Origin of the sequence: Streptomyces dysideae (assembly GCF_001514305.1) — a bacterium.
GTDB lineage: Bacteria > Actinomycetota > Actinomycetes > Streptomycetales > Streptomycetaceae > Streptomyces > Streptomyces dysideae.
In genome coordinates, this window is sequence record NZ_KQ949078.1 from 264,180 (window position 1) to 281,297 (window position 17,118).

General features: G+C 69.2%; 17 protein-coding genes. 8 read left to right on the plus strand and 9 right to left on the minus strand.

Going from position 1 to position 17,118, the window contains the following annotated elements; genetic code table 11:
* Positions 1-3: 3 nt before the first annotated feature.
* Entirely contained in the window at positions 4-1,404 is a 1,401-nt protein-coding gene (locus tag AQJ91_RS09615; RefSeq protein WP_067018445.1) for a dihydrolipoamide acetyltransferase family protein, read from the plus strand.
* Positions 1,405-1,500: 96 nt separating this feature from the next.
* Here the strand turns inward: AQJ91_RS09615 and AQJ91_RS09620 are convergent, their stop codons facing one another.
* Entirely contained in the window at positions 1,501-2,460 is a 960-nt protein-coding gene (locus tag AQJ91_RS09620; protein ID WP_067018447.1) for a BRO-N domain-containing protein, read from the minus strand.
* Positions 2,461-2,694: 234 nt separating this feature from the next.
* Positions 2,695-3,597: a D-alanyl-D-alanine carboxypeptidase family protein gene (locus AQJ91_RS09625; RefSeq protein ID WP_067018449.1), complete on the minus strand. Its 903-nt coding sequence runs from the start codon at positions 3,595-3,597 to the stop codon at positions 2,695-2,697.
* Positions 3,598-3,836: 239 nt separating this feature from the next.
* On the opposite strand from AQJ91_RS09625, the gene AQJ91_RS09630 reads away from it, so the two are divergent.
* Entirely contained in the window at positions 3,837-4,490 is a 654-nt protein-coding gene (locus tag AQJ91_RS09630; RefSeq protein ID WP_067018451.1) for a GntR family transcriptional regulator, read from the plus strand.
* Positions 4,487-5,782 (plus strand): MFS transporter, encoded by a 1,296-nt coding sequence (locus AQJ91_RS09635; protein ID WP_067018453.1) that lies wholly within the window; start codon positions 4,487-4,489, stop codon positions 5,780-5,782. The genes AQJ91_RS09630 and AQJ91_RS09635 overlap by 4 nt, the downstream gene beginning before the upstream one ends.
* Positions 5,783-5,905: 123 nt before the next feature.
* Here AQJ91_RS09635 and AQJ91_RS09640 read toward each other — a convergent pair whose 3' ends face one another.
* Positions 5,906-6,730 (minus strand): maleylpyruvate isomerase family mycothiol-dependent enzyme, encoded by an 825-nt coding sequence (locus tag AQJ91_RS09640; RefSeq protein ID WP_067018455.1) that lies wholly within the window; start codon positions 6,728-6,730, stop codon positions 5,906-5,908.
* Positions 6,731-6,909: 179 nt separating this feature from the next.
* On the opposite strand from AQJ91_RS09640, the gene AQJ91_RS09645 reads away from it, so the two are divergent.
* Positions 6,910-7,716: a carbon-nitrogen family hydrolase gene (locus AQJ91_RS09645; protein ID WP_067018457.1), complete on the plus strand. Its 807-nt coding sequence runs from the start codon at positions 6,910-6,912 to the stop codon at positions 7,714-7,716.
* A 12-nt stretch (positions 7,717-7,728) separates the two neighbouring features.
* Here AQJ91_RS09645 and AQJ91_RS09650 read toward each other — a convergent pair whose 3' ends face one another.
* Both AQJ91_RS09650 and AQJ91_RS09655 read right to left on the minus strand, forming a co-directional pair.
* Entirely contained in the window at positions 7,729-8,226 is a 498-nt protein-coding gene (locus AQJ91_RS09650; RefSeq protein ID WP_067018459.1) for an LURP-one-related/scramblase family protein, read from the minus strand.
* Entirely contained in the window at positions 8,223-9,212 is a 990-nt protein-coding gene (locus AQJ91_RS09655; RefSeq protein WP_067018461.1) for a GlxA family transcriptional regulator, read from the minus strand. Before AQJ91_RS09655 ends, AQJ91_RS09650 begins: the two co-directional genes overlap by 4 nt.
* A 52-nt stretch (positions 9,213-9,264) precedes the next feature.
* On the opposite strand from AQJ91_RS09655, the gene AQJ91_RS09660 reads away from it, so the two are divergent.
* On the plus strand, positions 9,265-9,657 hold the full coding sequence (locus tag AQJ91_RS09660) for a cupin domain-containing protein (protein ID WP_067018463.1): 393 nt from the start codon (positions 9,265-9,267) through the stop codon (positions 9,655-9,657).
* A 273-nt stretch (positions 9,658-9,930) separates the two neighbouring features.
* Here the strand turns inward: AQJ91_RS09660 and AQJ91_RS09665 are convergent, their stop codons facing one another.
* The 4 genes from AQJ91_RS09665 to AQJ91_RS09680 all read right to left on the minus strand — a co-directional run bounded on the left by AQJ91_RS09665 (position 9,931) and on the right by AQJ91_RS09680 (position 14,536).
* Positions 9,931-10,164 (minus strand): hypothetical protein, encoded by a 234-nt coding sequence (locus tag AQJ91_RS09665; RefSeq protein ID WP_067018776.1) that lies wholly within the window; start codon positions 10,162-10,164, stop codon positions 9,931-9,933.
* Positions 10,165-10,313: 149 nt separating this feature from the next.
* On the minus strand, positions 10,314-11,609 hold the full coding sequence (locus AQJ91_RS09670; protein WP_067018465.1) for a M18 family aminopeptidase: 1,296 nt from the start codon (positions 11,607-11,609) through the stop codon (positions 10,314-10,316).
* Positions 11,610-11,718: 109 nt separating this feature from the next.
* A complete protein-coding gene (locus AQJ91_RS09675; RefSeq protein ID WP_067018467.1) occupies positions 11,719-13,560 on the minus strand; it encodes an acyl-CoA dehydrogenase in 1,842 nt (613 codons plus the stop codon).
* A 130-nt stretch (positions 13,561-13,690) separates the two neighbouring features.
* On the minus strand, positions 13,691-14,536 hold the full coding sequence (locus AQJ91_RS09680) for an intradiol ring-cleavage dioxygenase (RefSeq protein WP_067018469.1): 846 nt from the start codon (positions 14,534-14,536) through the stop codon (positions 13,691-13,693).
* A gap of 178 nt (positions 14,537-14,714) precedes the next feature.
* Here AQJ91_RS09680 and AQJ91_RS09685 point away from each other — a divergent pair, with 178 nt between their 5' ends.
* The 3 genes from AQJ91_RS09685 (at position 14,715) to AQJ91_RS09695 (ending at position 17,047) form a co-directional block, all read left to right on the plus strand.
* Positions 14,715-15,182 carry an SseB family protein gene (locus AQJ91_RS09685; protein ID WP_067018471.1) on the plus strand — a complete coding sequence of 156 codons (468 nt, stop codon included), beginning with the start codon at positions 14,715-14,717 and terminating at the stop codon, positions 15,180-15,182.
* 110 nt (positions 15,183-15,292) lie between these two features.
* Positions 15,293-16,264 (plus strand): pirin family protein, encoded by a 972-nt coding sequence (locus AQJ91_RS09690; protein ID WP_067018473.1) that lies wholly within the window; start codon positions 15,293-15,295, stop codon positions 16,262-16,264.
* A gap of 105 nt (positions 16,265-16,369) precedes the next feature.
* Positions 16,370-17,047: a hypothetical protein gene (locus AQJ91_RS09695; RefSeq protein WP_067018475.1), complete on the plus strand. Its 678-nt coding sequence runs from the start codon at positions 16,370-16,372 to the stop codon at positions 17,045-17,047.
* Positions 17,048-17,118 lie beyond the last annotated feature (71 nt).

Sequence of the window (17,118 nt, forward strand, 5' to 3'; positions counted from 1 at the left end):
GACGTGACGACGATGACTGAAGCGTCCGTGCGCGAGTTCAAGATGCCCGATGTGGGCGAGGGCCTGACCGAGGCCGAGATCCTCAAGTGGTACGTCCAGCCCGGCGACACGGTCACCGACGGCCAGGTGGTGTGCGAGGTCGAGACCGCCAAGGCGGCCGTGGAACTCCCCATCCCCTACGACGGGGTCGTGCGCGACGTGCACTTCCCCGAGGGCACCACGGTGGATGTCGGCACGCCGATCATCGCGGTGGACGTGTCGGGCCGAGCGGCGGAGGTGGCGGAGACGCCGGCCGTCGCGGAGACCCCGGCCGCCGCGGAGCCGGAGGAGCAGAAGCCGCAGGGACGTCAGCCGGTCCTGGTCGGCTACGGCGTGGCGGCGTCCTCGACGAAGCGTCGCCCGCGCAAGGGCCCCGAGGTCCCGGCGCAGGTGGCATCGGCGCCGATCCAGACCGTCCAGCCGGAGCTGAACGGCCATGGTCACGGCCCCGGCCAGGTGCAGGACCGTCCCCTCGCCAAGCCACCGGTGCGCAAGCTGGCGAAGGACCTGGGCGTCGACCTGGCGACGGTGACCCCGTCGGGCCCGGACGGCATCATCACGCGCGAGGACGTGCACGCGGCGGCGGCCCCGCCGATGGCCGCCCCCGAGCCGGTGCCGGCAGCGCCCGTCGCCGCTCCGGCACCCGTGCCGACGTACGACACGGCGCGCGAGACCCGTATCCCGGTCAAGGGCGTCCGCAAGGCGACGGCGGCGGCGATGGTCGGATCCGCCTTCACCGCCCCGCATGTCACGGAGTTCGTGACGGTGGACGTGACGCGCACGATGAAGCTGGTCGAGGAGCTGAAGCAGGATCAGGAGATGCAGGGCCTGCGGGTGAACCCGCTCCTGCTGATCGCCAAGGCCCTGCTGGTCGCCATCAAGCGCAACCCGGACGTCAACGCGTCCTGGGACGAGGCCAACCAGGAGATCGTGCGCAAGCACTACGTCAACCTGGGCATCGCCGCGGCCACCCCGCGCGGCCTGATCGTCCCGAACATCAAGGACGCCCACGAGAAGACGCTGCCGCAGCTGGCGTCGGCGCTGGGCGAGTTGGTGTCGACGGCGCGGGAAGGCAAGACATCGCCCGCCGCCATGCAGGGCGGCACGGTGACCATCACCAACGTCGGCGTCTTCGGCATCGACACCGGCACACCGATCCTCAACCCCGGCGAGTCCGCGATCCTCGCGGTCGGCGCGATCAAGCTCCAGCCGTGGGTCCACAAGGGCAAGGTGAAGCCGCGCCAGGTGACGACACTGGCGCTCAGCTTCGATCACCGGCTGGTGGACGGGGAGTTGGGCTCCAAGGTGCTGGCCGATGTGGCGGCGATTCTGGAGCAGCCGAAGAGGTTGATCACCTGGTCGTGACGGTCCGGGACGGTATAGGTTGAAATCTGAAGGGACGGCCGCAAGTTCTGATTGCGGCCGCCCCTTCTTTTTCTTTCAGTCATTCACCGAGGCCGGTCAGGGAAGCTCGAGTACGTAAACCGGCTCCCCGTCCTCGCTGGCGCCCCGGGAGTGGATGCAGGCGTGCTTGCGCAGCAGGCGCAGGCATTCGTTGACACGGTGCACCGAGAGTCCCGTACGGGCAGCGATCGACGCGAGCGGCTGACGCAGCTCGCCTTGCTCGACGAGAACCGGCGCGATCACCACCGCCACCGCCCACACGTCCGACGTCACGGACAGCCGATGCCGCCAGTCGGCCAGTACGGCTTCGGTGGTCGGGTGTGCGGAAAGGCCCGCCGCGGGTGCCGGGCGGTCGAGGGCCAGGACGTCGAGCCGGTTCGCGATGCGGTCCATGGCCTGGGCGATGGCCTGCTGCGCGGCGAGGGTGGCGCGCTGCATTTCCACCATCTCCTGTTGCAGGGCGAGTGACCTGTGCTGGGCGGCGGCGAGTTGTTCGTCGGCCTGAAGATTGCGCTCTTCGAGCCGGACGATGGCCTCGGCAACCTGCTCCGGCATCACGTACGCGATCGGGGCACCCGGGTCGGCGGGTTGTACCTCGGCCTCCTCAAGGGCGTAGGACCCCTCGCGCTGGACAGTCTCGATCACCTCGGCGACCCACTGCTTGAAGGGGGCGCAGGCGGGCTTCGTGCAGGCGTTGACGAGAAGGATCAGGCCTTGGAGATCGATGAGATTCATGTCTCGGCGCCACTCTCTACCTGCGGGAATGCTGAGACCGTAACCTCCAGTTACGGTCTCGAGAATCTCTCGGTGCTCCTCAGGGACATGGTCGGAGAGTGCCTTCCTCGAGTTGGTGTGCCCCAACTCCTTGCAGACATCCACCGCCGGGAACCAGTGCGTCCCGTCCGGCATCGTCAGCCTCCGGACCCGGGCCCCGGTGGCCGCGTACACGAAGTCGCCGGCATCGATCGCGTCGTGCTGTGTCCGCGGGTCGGGCTGGTGCTTGCTGGGTTCGATCATGTGAACCACCTCCGTCGCGGACGGTATGGCGGAGCAAATCGAATATGCCAACTCACGCGAGAAGCTTCACGATCGCGAGGGGAAAGATCGCCGATTCCCCAACGGGACGTCATCGGCAGGTGTATGACGGAGGGCCTCCATTACGGTGCCCGCCGGGCAGGCCGCCCAAGGCAGAAGGGGCCCACCGCTCATCGGCGGCGGGCCCCTTCTCTCACGTACCTCTGTGCCGGTGGGTCAGCCCAGCTTCGCGAACCCGTAGTTCATGAGCTTCTTCGCGTCCGTCGCCCGCTGGGTGCTGCTCGTAGAGGCGAGGACCGTGCCGATGACCGTCTTGCCGTTGCGGGTGGCGGCGAAGACGAGGCAGTACTTGGCCTCGGGGCCGGAGCCGGTCTTCACGCCGATCGTGCCGGTGTAGCTGCCGAGGAGGGTGTTGGTGTTCTTCCACGCGGCCATCGTGCGGGTGGAGCCGGTCTTGGTGATCGTCTTGGCGGTGTACGACTTCGTCTTGACGATCGTGCGGAACGTGGAGCTCTTCAGCGCGCTGCGGGTGAGCTTCGTCAGGTCGCGCGGTGTCGAGTAGTTGGCGCCGTTGCCGATGCCGTCGAACGAGTCGAAGTGGGTGTTCTTCAGGCCCAGGTTCTTCGCGGTGGTGTTCATCTTGCCGATGAACGACTTCACGCGTGCCGCCCGCGTCGTGCCGGTGCCGAACTTGTCGGCGAGGGCGTACGCCGCGTCGCAGCCCGACGGCAGCATCAGGCCGTAGAGCAGCTGGCGGACGGTGACCTTGTCGCCGACGATGAGCCGGGCGGACGAGGCGTTGTTCTTCACGATGTAGTCGCTGTACGCCATCTGGATCTTGACCTTGGCGTTCAGGTTGAGGTTCGGCTGCGCGAGCACGACCTTCGCGGTCATGATCTTGGTCGTGGAGCCGGTGGAGCGCTTGGTGTCCGCGGCCTTGGTGTACAGCGTCTTGCCGTTCGCGTTGTTCATCACGTAGCCGCCCTTGGCGGCGATCGTGGGCGCGGTGACGGCCTGCGCGGGCGCCGCGGAGAGGGCAACGGTCGCGAGCATCGCGCCACTGGTCACGGTGACGGCGGCAGCTCGGCGGATACGGATGCCCTGAATGCCGATTATCAAGTGAGGTACCCCGATTAAGTTGAATGCGGCTGTGATGCGGCCGAGTTGAGGTCTGGGGCCATGGTGGCCGTGGAGGCGAGAAGGGGGCCGCACGTGTGTGACACGTGAGTAGCACAGAAGGTTGTGGGGTGGTTGGGCGGGGTCGCGTATTCGCGGGTAGGCCGGCTCTGGCATCTGGGTTTGTTTCGCATGCTGGGACGTATCCCCTCATGCGTACGTGTTGTATCTATGCTGTCGACATGAGCAGCCTCGCCGTCAGGCAACCCCCCGCCGCCGACCGCGTCTACACCCACGTCAAGCAGGCCGTCCTGGAGCGCCGTTACGAGGGCGGGACCCTCCTCACCGAGGGCGAGCTCGCCGAGGCCGTCGGGGTGTCGCGGACGCCGGTGCGGGAGGCGCTGCTGCGGCTTGAGGTCGAGGGGCTGATCAAGCTCTACCCGAAGAAGGGCGCGCTGGTGCTGCCGGTCTCCGCGCAGGAGATCGCCGATGTGGTGGAGACGCGGCTGCTGGTGGAGGAGCACGCGGCCAGGAAGGCCGTGCCCGCCCCCGCCGGGCTGGTCGCGCGGCTCGAGGAACTGCTCGCCCGGCAGAAGGAGCAGGCCGCCGCCGGGGACCTCGCCGCGGCCGCCGTCACCGACCGCTGCTTCCACGCCGAGATCGTCCGCAGCGGCGGGAACGAGATCCTCTCCCGGCTCTACGACCAGCTGCGCGACCGGCAGTTGCGGATGGGCGTCGCCGTCCTGCACTCCCATCCCGACCGGATCGCCAAGACCCTCGTCGAGCACGAGGAGATCCTGAACGCCCTGCGCTCGGGGGATGCGGAGGAGGCCGTGACGGTGGTCCGGCGGCACGTCGGCTGGTTCTCCCATCTGGCCCGGGGCGAGGCGCGATGAGCAGCGCCGCACTGCCCGGTGATCCGCCCGGCGGACGCCGTGCCGTCGCCGTCTGGGGCATAGGCGTCGCCGTCTACTTCGTCGCCGTCGTCTTCCGCACGTCCCTCGGTGTCGCCGGCCTCGACGCCGCCGACCGCTTCCATGTCAACGCCTCCGCGCTGTCGACCTTCTCGATCCTTCAGCTGCTCGTGTACGCGGGCATGCAGATACCCGTGGGGGTACTGGTCGACCGGCTCGGCACCAAGAAGGTGCTGGGGCTGGGGGCGGTGCTCTTCACGGTCGGGCAGCTCGGGTTCGCCTTCTCACCCTCGTACGGCATGGCGCTCGCCTCGCGCGCGCTGCTCGGGTGCGGAGACGCGATGACGTTCATCAGCGTGCTGCGGCTGGGCGCGCGGTGGTTCCCGGCGCGGCGCGGGCCGCTGGTCGCGCAGTTCGCGGGGCTGGTGGGGATGGCCGGGAACCTGGTGTCCACGCTGGTGCTGGCCCGGCTGCTGCACGGGGTGGGGTGGACCGCGGCCTTCGCGGGGAGCGCGGTGGCGGGGGCCGTGGTGCTCGTACTGGTGCTGCTGTTCCTGAAGGACCATCCCGAGGGGCACGAGCCGGAGCCGCTCCCGCATCAGGGCGTGGCCTACGTACGGCGGCAGATCGCGGCGTCATGGCGGGAGCCGGGGACGCGGCTCGGGCTGTGGGTGCACTTCACGACGCAGTTCCCGGCGATGGTGTTCCTGCTGCTGTGGGGGATGCCGTTCCTGGTGGAGGCGCAGGGGCTGTCGCGGGCGACGGCCGGCGAACTGCTCACGCTCGTCGTGCTGTCGAACATGGTCGTCGGGCTGGTCTACGGGCAGGTCGTCGCACGGCATCACGGGGCGCGGCTGCCGTTGGCGCTGGGGACCGTGGGGGCTACGGCCGTGCTGTGGGCGGCGACGCTCGGGTATCCCGCCGCGCATGCCCCGATGTGGCTGCTGGTGGTGCTGTGTGCCGTGCTCGGTGCGTGCGGGCCGGCCTCGATGCTCGGGTTCGACTTCGCGCGGCCGGCGAATCCGCCGGAGCGGCAGGGGACGGCGTCCGGGATCACGAACATGGGGGGCTTCGTCGCCTCGATGACGACGCTGTTCGCGGTCGGGGTGCTGTTGGATGCGACCGGGGACGAGTACCGGGTGGCGTTCTCGGCGGTGTTCGTTCTGCAGGCGCTGGGGGTGAGCCAGATTCTGCGGTTGCGGAAGCAGGCGGCTCGGCGGGAGCGGGAGCGGTTGGTTGCGAGCCGGGTGGAGACGGTGCATGTGCCGGCGTAGTCGCGCGGGGGCGCAGGCCGGCGGGCCGGGACCAGGGTGAGGTGGGCGAAGCCCGGGATGCCGCCGGACAGCATGGATATCGCTGCCCGGCGTCAGAACGTCCCGTCGTTTCCCTACTGCTCCCTACTGCGTCACCACGAAGTTCCGCAGGATCGCGCCCGACAGTTCCGGATCGCCCTCCGCCTTCACCCGGTCCGCCGCCGCCTCCGGCGTCACGCGGCCGCAGGCCAGGCGGACGTAGGTTTCCCAGTCGAGGGTGAGGGTGGCGGCGGGGCCCAGGGCGGGGGCCGTTTCGAGGGTGCCGCGGCCCTGGATGTCCACGCGGATCGTGCGGAGGAACTCGATCGGGCCGTGGACGTCGAAGACGATCGCCGAGCTGCGGGGCGCGTTCGACCTGTTGGCGACGATCTCGGGGAGCGCGTCCAGCAGGACGTCGCGGGCCACGTGCGCGCCGGGGGAGTCGAGGTTGCCGGGGCGGCCGAGGGCGGTGCGCAGGTCCTGTTCGTGGACCCAGATGTCGAAGGCGTGGCCCCGCATGGCCTCTTCCAGGGTGAGCTCGGTGCCCAGCGGGCCGCGCACCTTGGTGCCGGGATCGCGGGACTCGTTCCGGAGCTGGCGGTTGCGGCGGATGATCGTGTACTCGAGCTCGGACGTCATCTCCGGCGCCGTGTGGTGGCGGCGGACGTCGACCTGCATCTCCATGTAACGCTGGTGGTCGTTGGTGACGTGGAACAGGTCGCGCGGAAGCGTGTGGATGGGGCGCGGGTCGCCCAGCATCTCGTTGTCCAGGCCGATCACATGGGAGATCACATCCCGGACCGACCAGGCCGGGCACGGCGTCCGCCGGTTCCACTCCCCTTCCACGAGCGGCTGCACCAGCTCGGATATTGCTTCGATGGAGTGGGTCCAGGCGTCGGCGTAGGGCTGGAGGGTGGGATGCAGACTCACGGAACGGGACCCCTCGGCGGTGGGAACTCGGGCTGGTGGTGGCGGCGGTGCCAGTGGGAGGTGGCTGTCGGCGGGTGTCTTGGAACGCTAAGTTACGCTGCTGCGAGGCACCCCGGCAGTGCTTTCGTGTGACGATCGTAGGCCCGTATCGACAGGTCGAATGCCAGGACGGTGGTAGTGTGCGCGCCTCGCTGATCCAGATCGCCGTAGATGAGGGCGAATCGGTTGAATCTCGTAGGAGGCGGATGGCTTCGCTGGTACGGGGTCAGGCGGGCACCGACCTCGTCGTGCTGCCGGAGCTGTGGACCACGGGGGCGTTCGCGTACGAGGAGTTCGGGAGCGAGGCCGAGCCGCTCGAGGGGCCGACGTACGAAGCGATGGCCAAGGCGGCGAGCGACGCCGGTGTGTGGCTGCACGCCGGGTCGATTCCCGAGCGCACCCCGGAAGGGCCGCTCTACAACACCTCCCTCGTCTTCTCTCCCTCCGGTGACCTGGCCGCCGCGTACCGGAAGATCCACCGCTTCGGGTTCGACAAGGGTGAGGCCGTGCTGATGGGGGCCGGGGCGGAACTGGTCACGGTCCGGCTGCCCGAGACCGTCCTCGGTGTGGCCACCTGTTACGACCTCCGGTTCCCCGAGCTCTTCCGTGGGCTGGTCGACCTCGGTGCCGAGGTCTTCGTCCTCCCGGCGGGCTGGCCTGAGCGCCGCCGGGCGCACTGGACGCTGCTGGCTCAGGCACGGGCGGTGGAGAACCAGGCGTTCGTACTCGCCTGTGGAACGGCCGGCACCCACGCGGGGGTTCCGCAGGCCGGTCACTCGATCGTGGTCGACCCGTGGGGCGAGGTGCTGGCGGAGGCCGGACCGGACGAGGAGATCCTCACCGTCGACTTCGACCCGACGAAGGTGACGACGACGAGGAACCAGTTCCCGGCGCTGAAGGACCGGATGCTGGGGCTGCAACCCCCGCGCCGTCAGCCGGACCGTTAGTCGGCCCGGCCGTCAGTCCGACTCCCGTTCCCTCTCCGCCAGATGGATCACGCACACCGCCACCGCGATCAGCAGCGCCGGATCCACGTCCTCCCGTACGACGTCCACGCCGTACGTCTCCCGCACCCGCAGCCACCGCCGGGACACCACCGCCAGCAGTTCGCCGTCGTACTCGACGGCGAACTCCCGGTCGAGGATCTTGCCGCTGACGTCGAGTTCCGTGCTGCCGTCCGCCAGGGACACCCGGTAGTGGTTGCGCAGCAGGGACAGCCGCTTGCGGCGGATCGTCGCCAGGGGGTCGCCGTCCCGCTCGATGACCATCGTGTCGCGCAGGGCGAACATCTTGTGGCGGATGTCGATGAGGACGCGCCCCTGCGTGTCCTTCAGCTCGAAGGTGTCCCGCAGCCGCATCGCCTTGCCGTCGACGAGGAACACCTTGTTGCCGCGGTCGTCCTCGATCCAGTAGTCGTCGCCGATGCCGAGGAGCCGGTCGCGTACGAGGAATCTCATACGGTCACCGGTTCCCCGCCGGCGGGTCCGAAACGCCGCCGGTAGGCCGACGGGCTGAGTCCCGTCTCGCGCCGCAGCCGCGCCCGGAGGTTGGCGGCGGTCCCCAGGCCGGTCCTCGCGGCCACCACGTCCAGCCGTTCCTCACCCCGCTCGATCAGCCGGCACGCCAGCGCCACCCGCTCCCCGGTCAGCCACGCCAGCGGCGTCGTCCCCAGCTGCGCCCGGAAGCGCCGGTGGAGGGTCGCCGGCGACACCGCCGCCCGCGCGGCCAGCTCGGCCACACTCAGCGGCTCGCCCAGCCGTTCCTGCGCCCAGGCCAGCAGCGGGCCCAGCGACTCGTCGGGCACCTCGGGCACCGGGCGTTCCACGAACTGCCGCTGTCCGCCGTCCCGGTGAGCGGCGAAGACGAGCCGCCGGGAGACGTGGTTGGCGATCTCGGCGCCATGGTCCCGGCGTACGACGTGCAGGCCCAGATCGAGCGCCGACGCGCTGCCGGACGCGGTGAGGATGTCCCCGTCGTCCACGAACAGCACGTCCGGCTCCAGCCGTACCCGCGGAAAACGCGCCCGGAAGGCCTTCGCCCACATCCAGTGGCACGCCGCCCGCCGTCCGTCCAGCAGGCCGGCCTCCGCCATCGTGAAGGCACCGGAGCAGAAGCCGAGCAGGCGGGCGCCACGCGCGTGTGCCTGGCGTACGGCGTCCAGCACCTCCGGCGAGCGGGGGGCGTCCGTGTCCGGGCGGTTCGGCACGATCAGGGTGTCCGCCGTCTCCGCCGCCTCCAGCCCGGCCACCCCGGTGAGCGTGAAGAAGCCGTCCCGCATGCGGGTCTCGGGGCCGGCCGCGCAGAGCGTGAAGTCGTACAGCTCCCGGCCCAGCTCGGGCCGCCGCAGCCCGAACACCTCGATGGCACAGCTCATCTCGAAGGGGTTCGAGTTCTCGTCGACGACCAGGACCACGCGATGCGGTTGAGAGGATCCTTGCGGCATGTGCGATTTCTAGCACTCGTACGCCGCCCCGGGCACCCCGCACGATGACGGCATGCCTCAGGAACCCGTCTCCCTCGCCCAGGCCCTCGCCTCCTTCAGCGACCGGTGGAGCCCGCGTATCGTCACCGCCGTCAACGACTACGACGTCCGGATCGCCAAGGTCCACGGCGAGCACGTCTGGCACGTGCACGACCACACCGACGAGTTCTTCCTGGTCCTCGACGGCGAACTGCACATCTCCCTACGGGAGAGGGAAGGCGAGCGCACGGTCGTCCTGCCCCGCGGCAGCGTGTTCACGGTCCCGCGCGGCACCGAGCACAAGCCGTACACGCCCGTCCCGACCGCCCTCCTCCTGTTCGAACCCACCGGCACGCTCACCGTCGGCGACCGCCACGACGACGTACCGGACCACGTGGACGCCACCACCGGGCATGCGCTGACGTGACTGTCAGTGCCGGGTGGCACCCTTGATCCATGACCGATTCCGCCCCGGCCCCGACTGCCCGCCGTGCCCGGGTCCGCGCCCCAGAGCTGACCGGCAAGGGCGGCTGGCTGAACACGGGCGGCCGTCCGTACAGCCTCGCCGACCTGCGGGGACGCATCGTCGTCCTGGACTTCTGGCCTGCCATGTGCACCAGCTGGACTGGGGTGTGCCCGTCCGGCTCACGGACGAGGGCGCCGGCCGTCTTCCGCTGGTGCTCGCCGGGTTGGACACCACTCAGGCGCCGTAACCGTCGCTGTATCCGTCCCGCCGGTGGCGGTGCGGCTCTTCGTCGATGACCGGTGTCGAGGGCGGCACCACCACGCGCCGCCGCCGCGCGATGCTGCTGAACGTCGTGACCCCGATCAGCCCGACGATCATCAGGATGATGCCGACCAGGTCGAGGTTGACCCCCTCCATCTCCCAGTCGGTCGCGAACGTGAGGATGGCTCCCGCGGCGATGAGAATGATGCACCCTCCCCCACTCTCGGCTTCGCTCGAGCGGGGGGACCCCCATGGCCCATTCGTGTCGCCTCCCTGAAAGGTCCGGTCGTTCCGGTCCGGGACGCCCGGGTACCCCGGTCGGCAACACCCATGCGATGACAGGGCCCTTGGGACCGCTACCCCTCCAAGAACGCCGCCAGCGACCTCGCCAGCAGCTGCGGGTCGTCCGCGCCGCACAGCTCGCGGGCACTGTGCATCGACAGGATCGCCACGCCGATGTCGACGGTCCTGATGCCGTGCCGGGCCGCGGTGATCGGGCCGATGGTGGTGCCGCAGGGCATGGAGTTGTTGGACACGAAGGACTGGAAGGGGACGCCCGCCTTCTCGCAGGCGGCGGCGAAGACCGCGCGGCCCGAACCGTCCGTGGCGTAGCGGTTGTTGACGTTGACCTTGAGGATGGGGCCGCCGTTGACCCGCGGGTGGTGCGTCGGGTCGTGCCGCTCGGCGTAGTTGGGGTGGACGGCGTGGCCGGTGTCGGAGGACAGGCACACCGTGCCGGCGAAGGCTCTCGCCCGGTCCTCGTACGACCCTCCGCGCGCGAACACCGACCGCTCCAGGACGCTGCCCAGCAGCGGGCCGTCGGCGCCCGTGTCGCTCTGCGAGCCGTTCTCCTCGTGGTCGAAGGCGGCCAGCACGGGAATGAACGGCAGGTCGCCACCGGACACGGCGACCAGTGCGGCCATGCCCGCGTGCACCGACAGCAGGTTGTCCATGCGCGGGCCCGCGACCAGTTCCTCGTCCCGGCCCAGATACGCGGGCGGCTCCACGGAGTGGACCATCAGGTCCCAGCCGGTGACCTGGCCCGCCGCGATCCCGGCGCTCTCCTCCAGGAAGGCGATCAGATCACCGTCGCGGATGTTGTCGCCCAGCCCCCAGATGGGCTGCAGATGCCGCTGCTTGTCGAGCTTGAGGCCCTCCGCCGACACCGAACGGTCCAGGTGGATGGCGAGTTGGGGCACCCGCAGCAGCGGCCGGTCGATGTTCACCAGCCGGCTCGAACCGTCCCGCAGCGACAGCCGGCCCGCCAGGCCCAGGTCGCGGTCGAGCCAGGAGTTCAGCAGCGGCCCGCCGTAGATCTCCACGGCCACCTGCCGCCAGCCGTGCGCCCCGCTGTCGGGCCGCGGCTTCACCCGCAGGTTGGGGGAGTCGGTGTGCGCGCCGACGATCCGGAACGGCGTGTGCGGCTCGGCGCCCTCGGGGACGTACCACGCCACGATCGCGCCACCGCGCAGCACGTACTTGCCGCCGGTCGACCCGTCCCACGCGTCCGTCTCCGCGACCTGCCTGAAGCCGGCCTTTTCCAGCCGCTCGGCGGTGTTCGCCACGGCGTGGTACGGCGTGGGGCTCGCCGAGAGGAAGGACATGAGGTCGTCGGTGTGGCCGCGGCCGCCGAAGCGGGTGGGTTCGCTCATGGGTTCACCTTAACGACGTACGCAGGCCCGCTCCCGGCGATGGGAGCGGGCCTGCGTGAGGACGACGCGGAATGTCCGTGCGTGACCGGAACCGTGACCAGGGCCTGCCCTAGAACGCGGCCTCGTCGAGTTCCATCAGGTCCAGGTCGACGCCCTGGGCGAGCTTGCGGGTGCCGGTGACGCCCGGCAGGACGTTGGCCGCGAAGAACTTCGCCGCCGCGATCTTGCCGGTGTAGAAGGCCACATCTTTGGAAGACACAGCCTTGGCGGAGGCGGTCTCGAGCTTTTCGGCGGCGACCGCGGCGCCCTTGAGCAGCAGGTAGCCGACGACGACGTCACCGGAGGCCATCAGCAGGCGGGTGGTGTTCAGGCCCACCTTGTAGATGTTCTTGACGTCCGACTCGGTGGCCGCGAGGTCGGTCAGCATCAGGCCGACGATGGCCTCCAGCTCGACGGCCGCCTTCGCGAGGTGCTCGCGGGCGCCCGCCAGCTCCTCGCCGCCGGTGCCGAGCGCCAGGAACTTCTTGATGTCCTCGGCGAGGGAGTTCAGCGCGGCGCCCTGGTTGCGGACGATCTTCCGGAAGAAGAAGTCCTGGCCCTGGATCGCGGTGGTGCCCTCGTACAGGGTGTCGATCTTGGAGTCGCGGATGTACTGCTCGATCGGGTACTCCTGCAGGAAGCCGGAGCCGCCGAAGGTCTGCAGCGACTGGGCGAGCTGCTCGTAGCCCTTCTCGGAGCCGTAGCCCTTGACGATCGGCAGGAGCAGGTCGTTGAGCGCCTCCACCGCGGCGGTGTCCTCGCCGGCGGCCTCCTTGACCTGGATCTCGTCCTGGACCGACGCCGTGTAGAGGACGAGGGCGCGCATGCCCTCCGCGTACGCCTTCTGCGTCATCAGCGAGCGGCGCACGTCCGGGTGGTGCGTGATGGTGACCTTGGGCGCCGTCTTGTCCATGAAGTTGGCGAGGTCCGGGCCCTGGACACGCTCCTTGGCGTACTCGAGGGCGTTCAGGTAGCCGGTCGACAGCGTCGAGATCGCCTTCGTGCCGACCATCATCCGCGCGAACTCGATGATGCGGAACATCTGGCGGATGCCGTCGTGCTTGTCGCCGATCAGCCAGCCCTTGGCGGGGTGCTGGTCGCCGAAGGTCATCTCGCAGGTGTTGGAGGCCTTGAGGCCCATCTTGTGCTCGACGTTCGTGGCGTAGACGCCGTTGCGCTCGCCCAGCTCGCCGGTCTCGAAGTCGAAGAGGTACTTCGGGACGAGGAAGAGGGACAGGCCCTTGGTGCCCGCGCCATGGCCCTCGGGGCGGGCGAGGACGTAGTGGAGGATGTTCTCCTCCATGTCGTGCTCACCGGACGTGATGAAGCGCTTGACGCCCTCGATGTGCCAGGAGCCGTCCTCCTGCTGGACCGCCTTGGTGCGACCGGCGCCGACGTCGGAGCCCGCGTCGGGCTCGGTCAGCACCATGGTGGAGCCCCAGGTCTTCTCCACGGCGATCTGGGCGATCTTCTTCTGGACGTCGTTGCCCTCGTCGAAGAGGATGCCGGCGAATGCCGGGCCGGAGGCGTACATCCACACGGCCGGGTTCGAGCCGAGCAGCAGCTCCGCGTACGACCAGATCAGGGAGCGCGGGGAGGTGGTGCCGCCGATCTCCTCGGGCAGGCCGAGCCGCCAGTACTCCGAGTCCATGAAGGCCTTGTAGCTCTTCTTGAAGGACGCCGGCACCGGGGCCGTGTTCGTCTCCGGGTCGAAGACCGGCGGGTTGCGGTCGGCGTCCGCGAAGGACTCGGCCAGCTCGTTCTCCGCGAGCCGGGTCAGCTCTTCGAGGATGCTCTTCGCGGTCTCGACGTCCATCTCCTCGAAGGGACCGGTGCCGTACAGCTTGTCCCGCCCGAGTACTTCGAAGAGGTTGAACTCGATGTCGCGGAGATTCGACTTGTAGTGCCCCATGGCGACGGCTCCGTAAAGAGAGATCGGCGAGGCACTGGATCCTCGCTCTAGTTCACATACCAACAAGTAGCTACGATGATGCTACCCGTCGGTAATAAGAAGCAACCCCGATCCGCCCATCTGTGACAGGTCACACCGGAACCGTCAGTGTGGCCGTGTAGCCGTTGTCGACACTGCCCTCCATCGCCGCCAGCTGCTGGTCGTAGCCGTCGCTGAAGATGTTGTCCGTCTCCAGGGAGAGCTGGCCCAGGTTGGTCACGCTCTGGCTGTAGCCGTCCGTCGCGTACACCGTGTCGCAGACCTCCTTCGGCAGCGCGAGCTGCGAGGTGTTCGTGATCGACGTGGCCGCCGTGGCGTCGGCGAGGCTGCCGTAGACCTCGAAGTGGATGTGCGGCCAGCGGCCCGTGTAGCAGGCCGGGAAGATGCTCTTGAAGGTGACCTGGCCCTTGTCGTCGGTCTCCTGGACGCCCCGCAGGTAGTTCTCGTCGGTGACGGCCTCGGAGTACAGGGAGTAGTTGCCCTCCCGGTCGCAGTGCCACAGATACACGGCGGCGCCCTTCTTCGGCGTACCGCAGCCCGAGGCCGCGTCCACGACCGTCAGCGTGATGGTCAGCGGCACACCCTCGGCGGTGCCGCCCGCGGAGTCGCCGAAGCTGGAGGTGATGTCGCTGCGGACGACACCGCTTTCCTTGAGGACGTTCACACCGTTCGAGCCGTCGCCGGGGTAGGGGCCGGCGGTCTCGTTGGGGATGGTGGCGCACTCTGCAGAGGAAGAGGAGGAGGAAGAAGAAGAGGCGGCCGACGAGTTCCCGCCGGCGGAGGTGGAGGAGTCGTCCTCGGCGGAGCAGCCGACCAGCGGCACCAGGCTCGCCCCGGCGAGCAGCCGGATCATCCGGCGGCGGGCGAGAACGGGAAGGTCGTAGGACAGACCTCTGTCGTGCTCGTGGATCTCGTCGTCGTGGTGGTGTCCGCTCATGGCCGTGTCTCCTTGCCGCCGATTGCTCGCGCTTTGCCGTTCCGTGGCGCGTTCTTTGGTGTGGCGGACGCTACGGGCCCCGCCTGTGGGATTCCAGGGGTGTACCTGTGGGCTCCCTGTGGGGGCGTGAGTGCCCGTACCGTCCCGCACGCCCGGTGGGCTCGGTACGCTTGCGCGCATGTACGGCTACGACCAGAACGCGGGTGCCCAGCAGCAGTACGCCCCGCCGCAGCAGCCCATGGGCGGCGGCGGTTACGGGCAGCAGCAGCCCCTGTACCCCGAACCGTCGCCGCCGTCGCTCGCTGACGCGGTGCGGGCCTTCACCACCGGGCAGATGTCGGCGGAGGACTTCCAGCAGGTCTTCGCGACGTCGAAGGTCTACTGCCCGCGTGGTGACAACCCCGGCTTCCTCGCCCTGCACAACACCCAGCAGCCGGTGATCCCGATGTTCACCTCGCTCAAGGAACTGCGCAGGTACGCGGGCAAGGAGTCCAAGTACTTCGTGATCACCGGCGCGGAGGTGATCGACCTGCTGCCCACCGGGTACGGCTTCGTGGTCGACATGGAGGGCGAGCACCGGATGGTGTTCGACGCGAAGGCGGTCGAGCAGATGGTCGAGTTCGCGATGCGCAGAATGTACGGCTGAGGTGCCAAGTCTTGGCTGGAGCCCGGAGGGAATGCCCTCCGGGCTTTCTCTGTTGGGGGTAGCAGGAAGTTCAATGCTCAACTAAACTGGCCGCACAAGGAGGTACCGACATGCCTGCAGTGACCGTCGAGAACCCGCTGACGCTGCCCCGCGTGGCCGCCCCGGCCGACGCCGTGGCTCGTCCCGTGCTCGCCGTCACGACCGCGCCGAGCGGTTTCGAGGGTGAGGGCTTCCCGGTGCGCCGTGCGTTCGCCGGGATCAACTACCGCCATCTGGACCCGTTCATCATGATGGACCAGATGGGTGAGGTGGAGTACGCGCCGGGTGAGCCCAAGGGCACGCCCTGGCACCCGCACCGCGGCTTCGAGACCGTCACGTACATCATCGACGGGATCTTCGACCACCAGGACAGCCAGGGTGGCGGCGGCACCATCACCAACGGCGACACCCAGTGGATGACGGCCGGCTCCGGTCTCCTCCACATCGAGGCCCCGCCGGAGTCCCTGGTCATGTCCGGCGGCCTGTTCCACGGGCTCCAGCTGTGGGTGAACCTCCCGGCCGCGGACAAGATGATGGCCCCGAGGTACCAGGACATCCGCGGCGGCAACGTCCAGCTGCTGACGACCCCCGACGGCGGCGCGCTGCTGCGTGTCATCGCCGGTGAGCTGGACGGCCACCAGGGCCCCGGTATCACGCACACGCCGATCACGATGATCCACGCGACGGTGGCGCCGGGTGCGGAGATCACCCTGCCGTGGCGTGAGGACTTCAACGGCCTCGCGTACGTGCTCGCGGGCCGCGGTGCGGTGGGTGCCGACCGACGTCCGATCCACCTGGGCCAGACGGCGGTCTTCGGGGCCGGCGGTTCGCTGACGGTCCGCGCGGACGAGAAGCAGGACTCGCACACCCCCGACCTGGAGGTCGTCCTCCTCGGCGGCCGGCCGATCCGTGAGCCGATGGCGCACTACGGCCCGTTCGTCATGAACACCCGCGAGGAGCTCCAGCAGGCCTTCGAGGACTTCCAGAAGGGCCGGCTGGGGACGATCCCGGCGGTGCACGGCATGACCGAGGGCGGCATCTGATCATCCCTCCTGCCCCTCCTGTCTCTCACAGGACAGGAGGGGCAGAATAGATCAAGAGTCCTATTTCGGGACCCTCGCGACATTCTCATCGCGTGGGAGGCCGGCATGACGGCACCGACGACGGCTCAGCCGCACAGCGCGGGCGACACCCCTCGCAGAACCCTCTGGCCCGGCGTCGCCGGGATCGCCTCCGGGGTGTTCATGCTCGTCGCGCTGCTGGTGATCTACGCCAACAGTCCGGACACCGAGGGCGACGACGGACTGCGCGACACCCTCGCCTTCTACAGCAAGGACAGCAACCTCGACGTCACCGAGGGCATGGCCCTGATGCTGCTGGTGGCGGCCCTGCTGTTCCTGTGGTTCCTGGGCGCACTCGCCCGCCTCGCCGGGAACCGGTCGCACCTGGTGCTCGCGGGCGGCACCGTGTTCACGGCCCTCCTGATGATCGCCACGCTCGCCGGCTCCATCTACGCCATCTCGGCCAACAACACGGACAGCTTCCGCGTCGGCCCCGAAACGGCCATGGTCGCCCTCCTGCTCCTCGACATGGCCTACGCCGGCTTCGTCGCCGCGATGGCCGCGGCGGCGGTGCTCCTGTTCACGATCTGGCGCGTGTCCCTGACGACCGGCGCCGTACCCAGCTGGCTGGGCTGGGTCAGCTTCGTCATCGCGGTGCTGTGCCTGGCGGGGCCGATCACGGCGTGGGCGACGGTGCTGCTGATGGCGGCGTGGACGGTGTTGGCGGGGGTGCTGTTGGTGATGCGGGGGGCGACGGCGGCGTAGTTCTGCGGTGAGTGGGGGGCGGGGTCCGGTACGGTACGACGAGGCCCGAAGCCGCAACTGAGGTTTGCGAC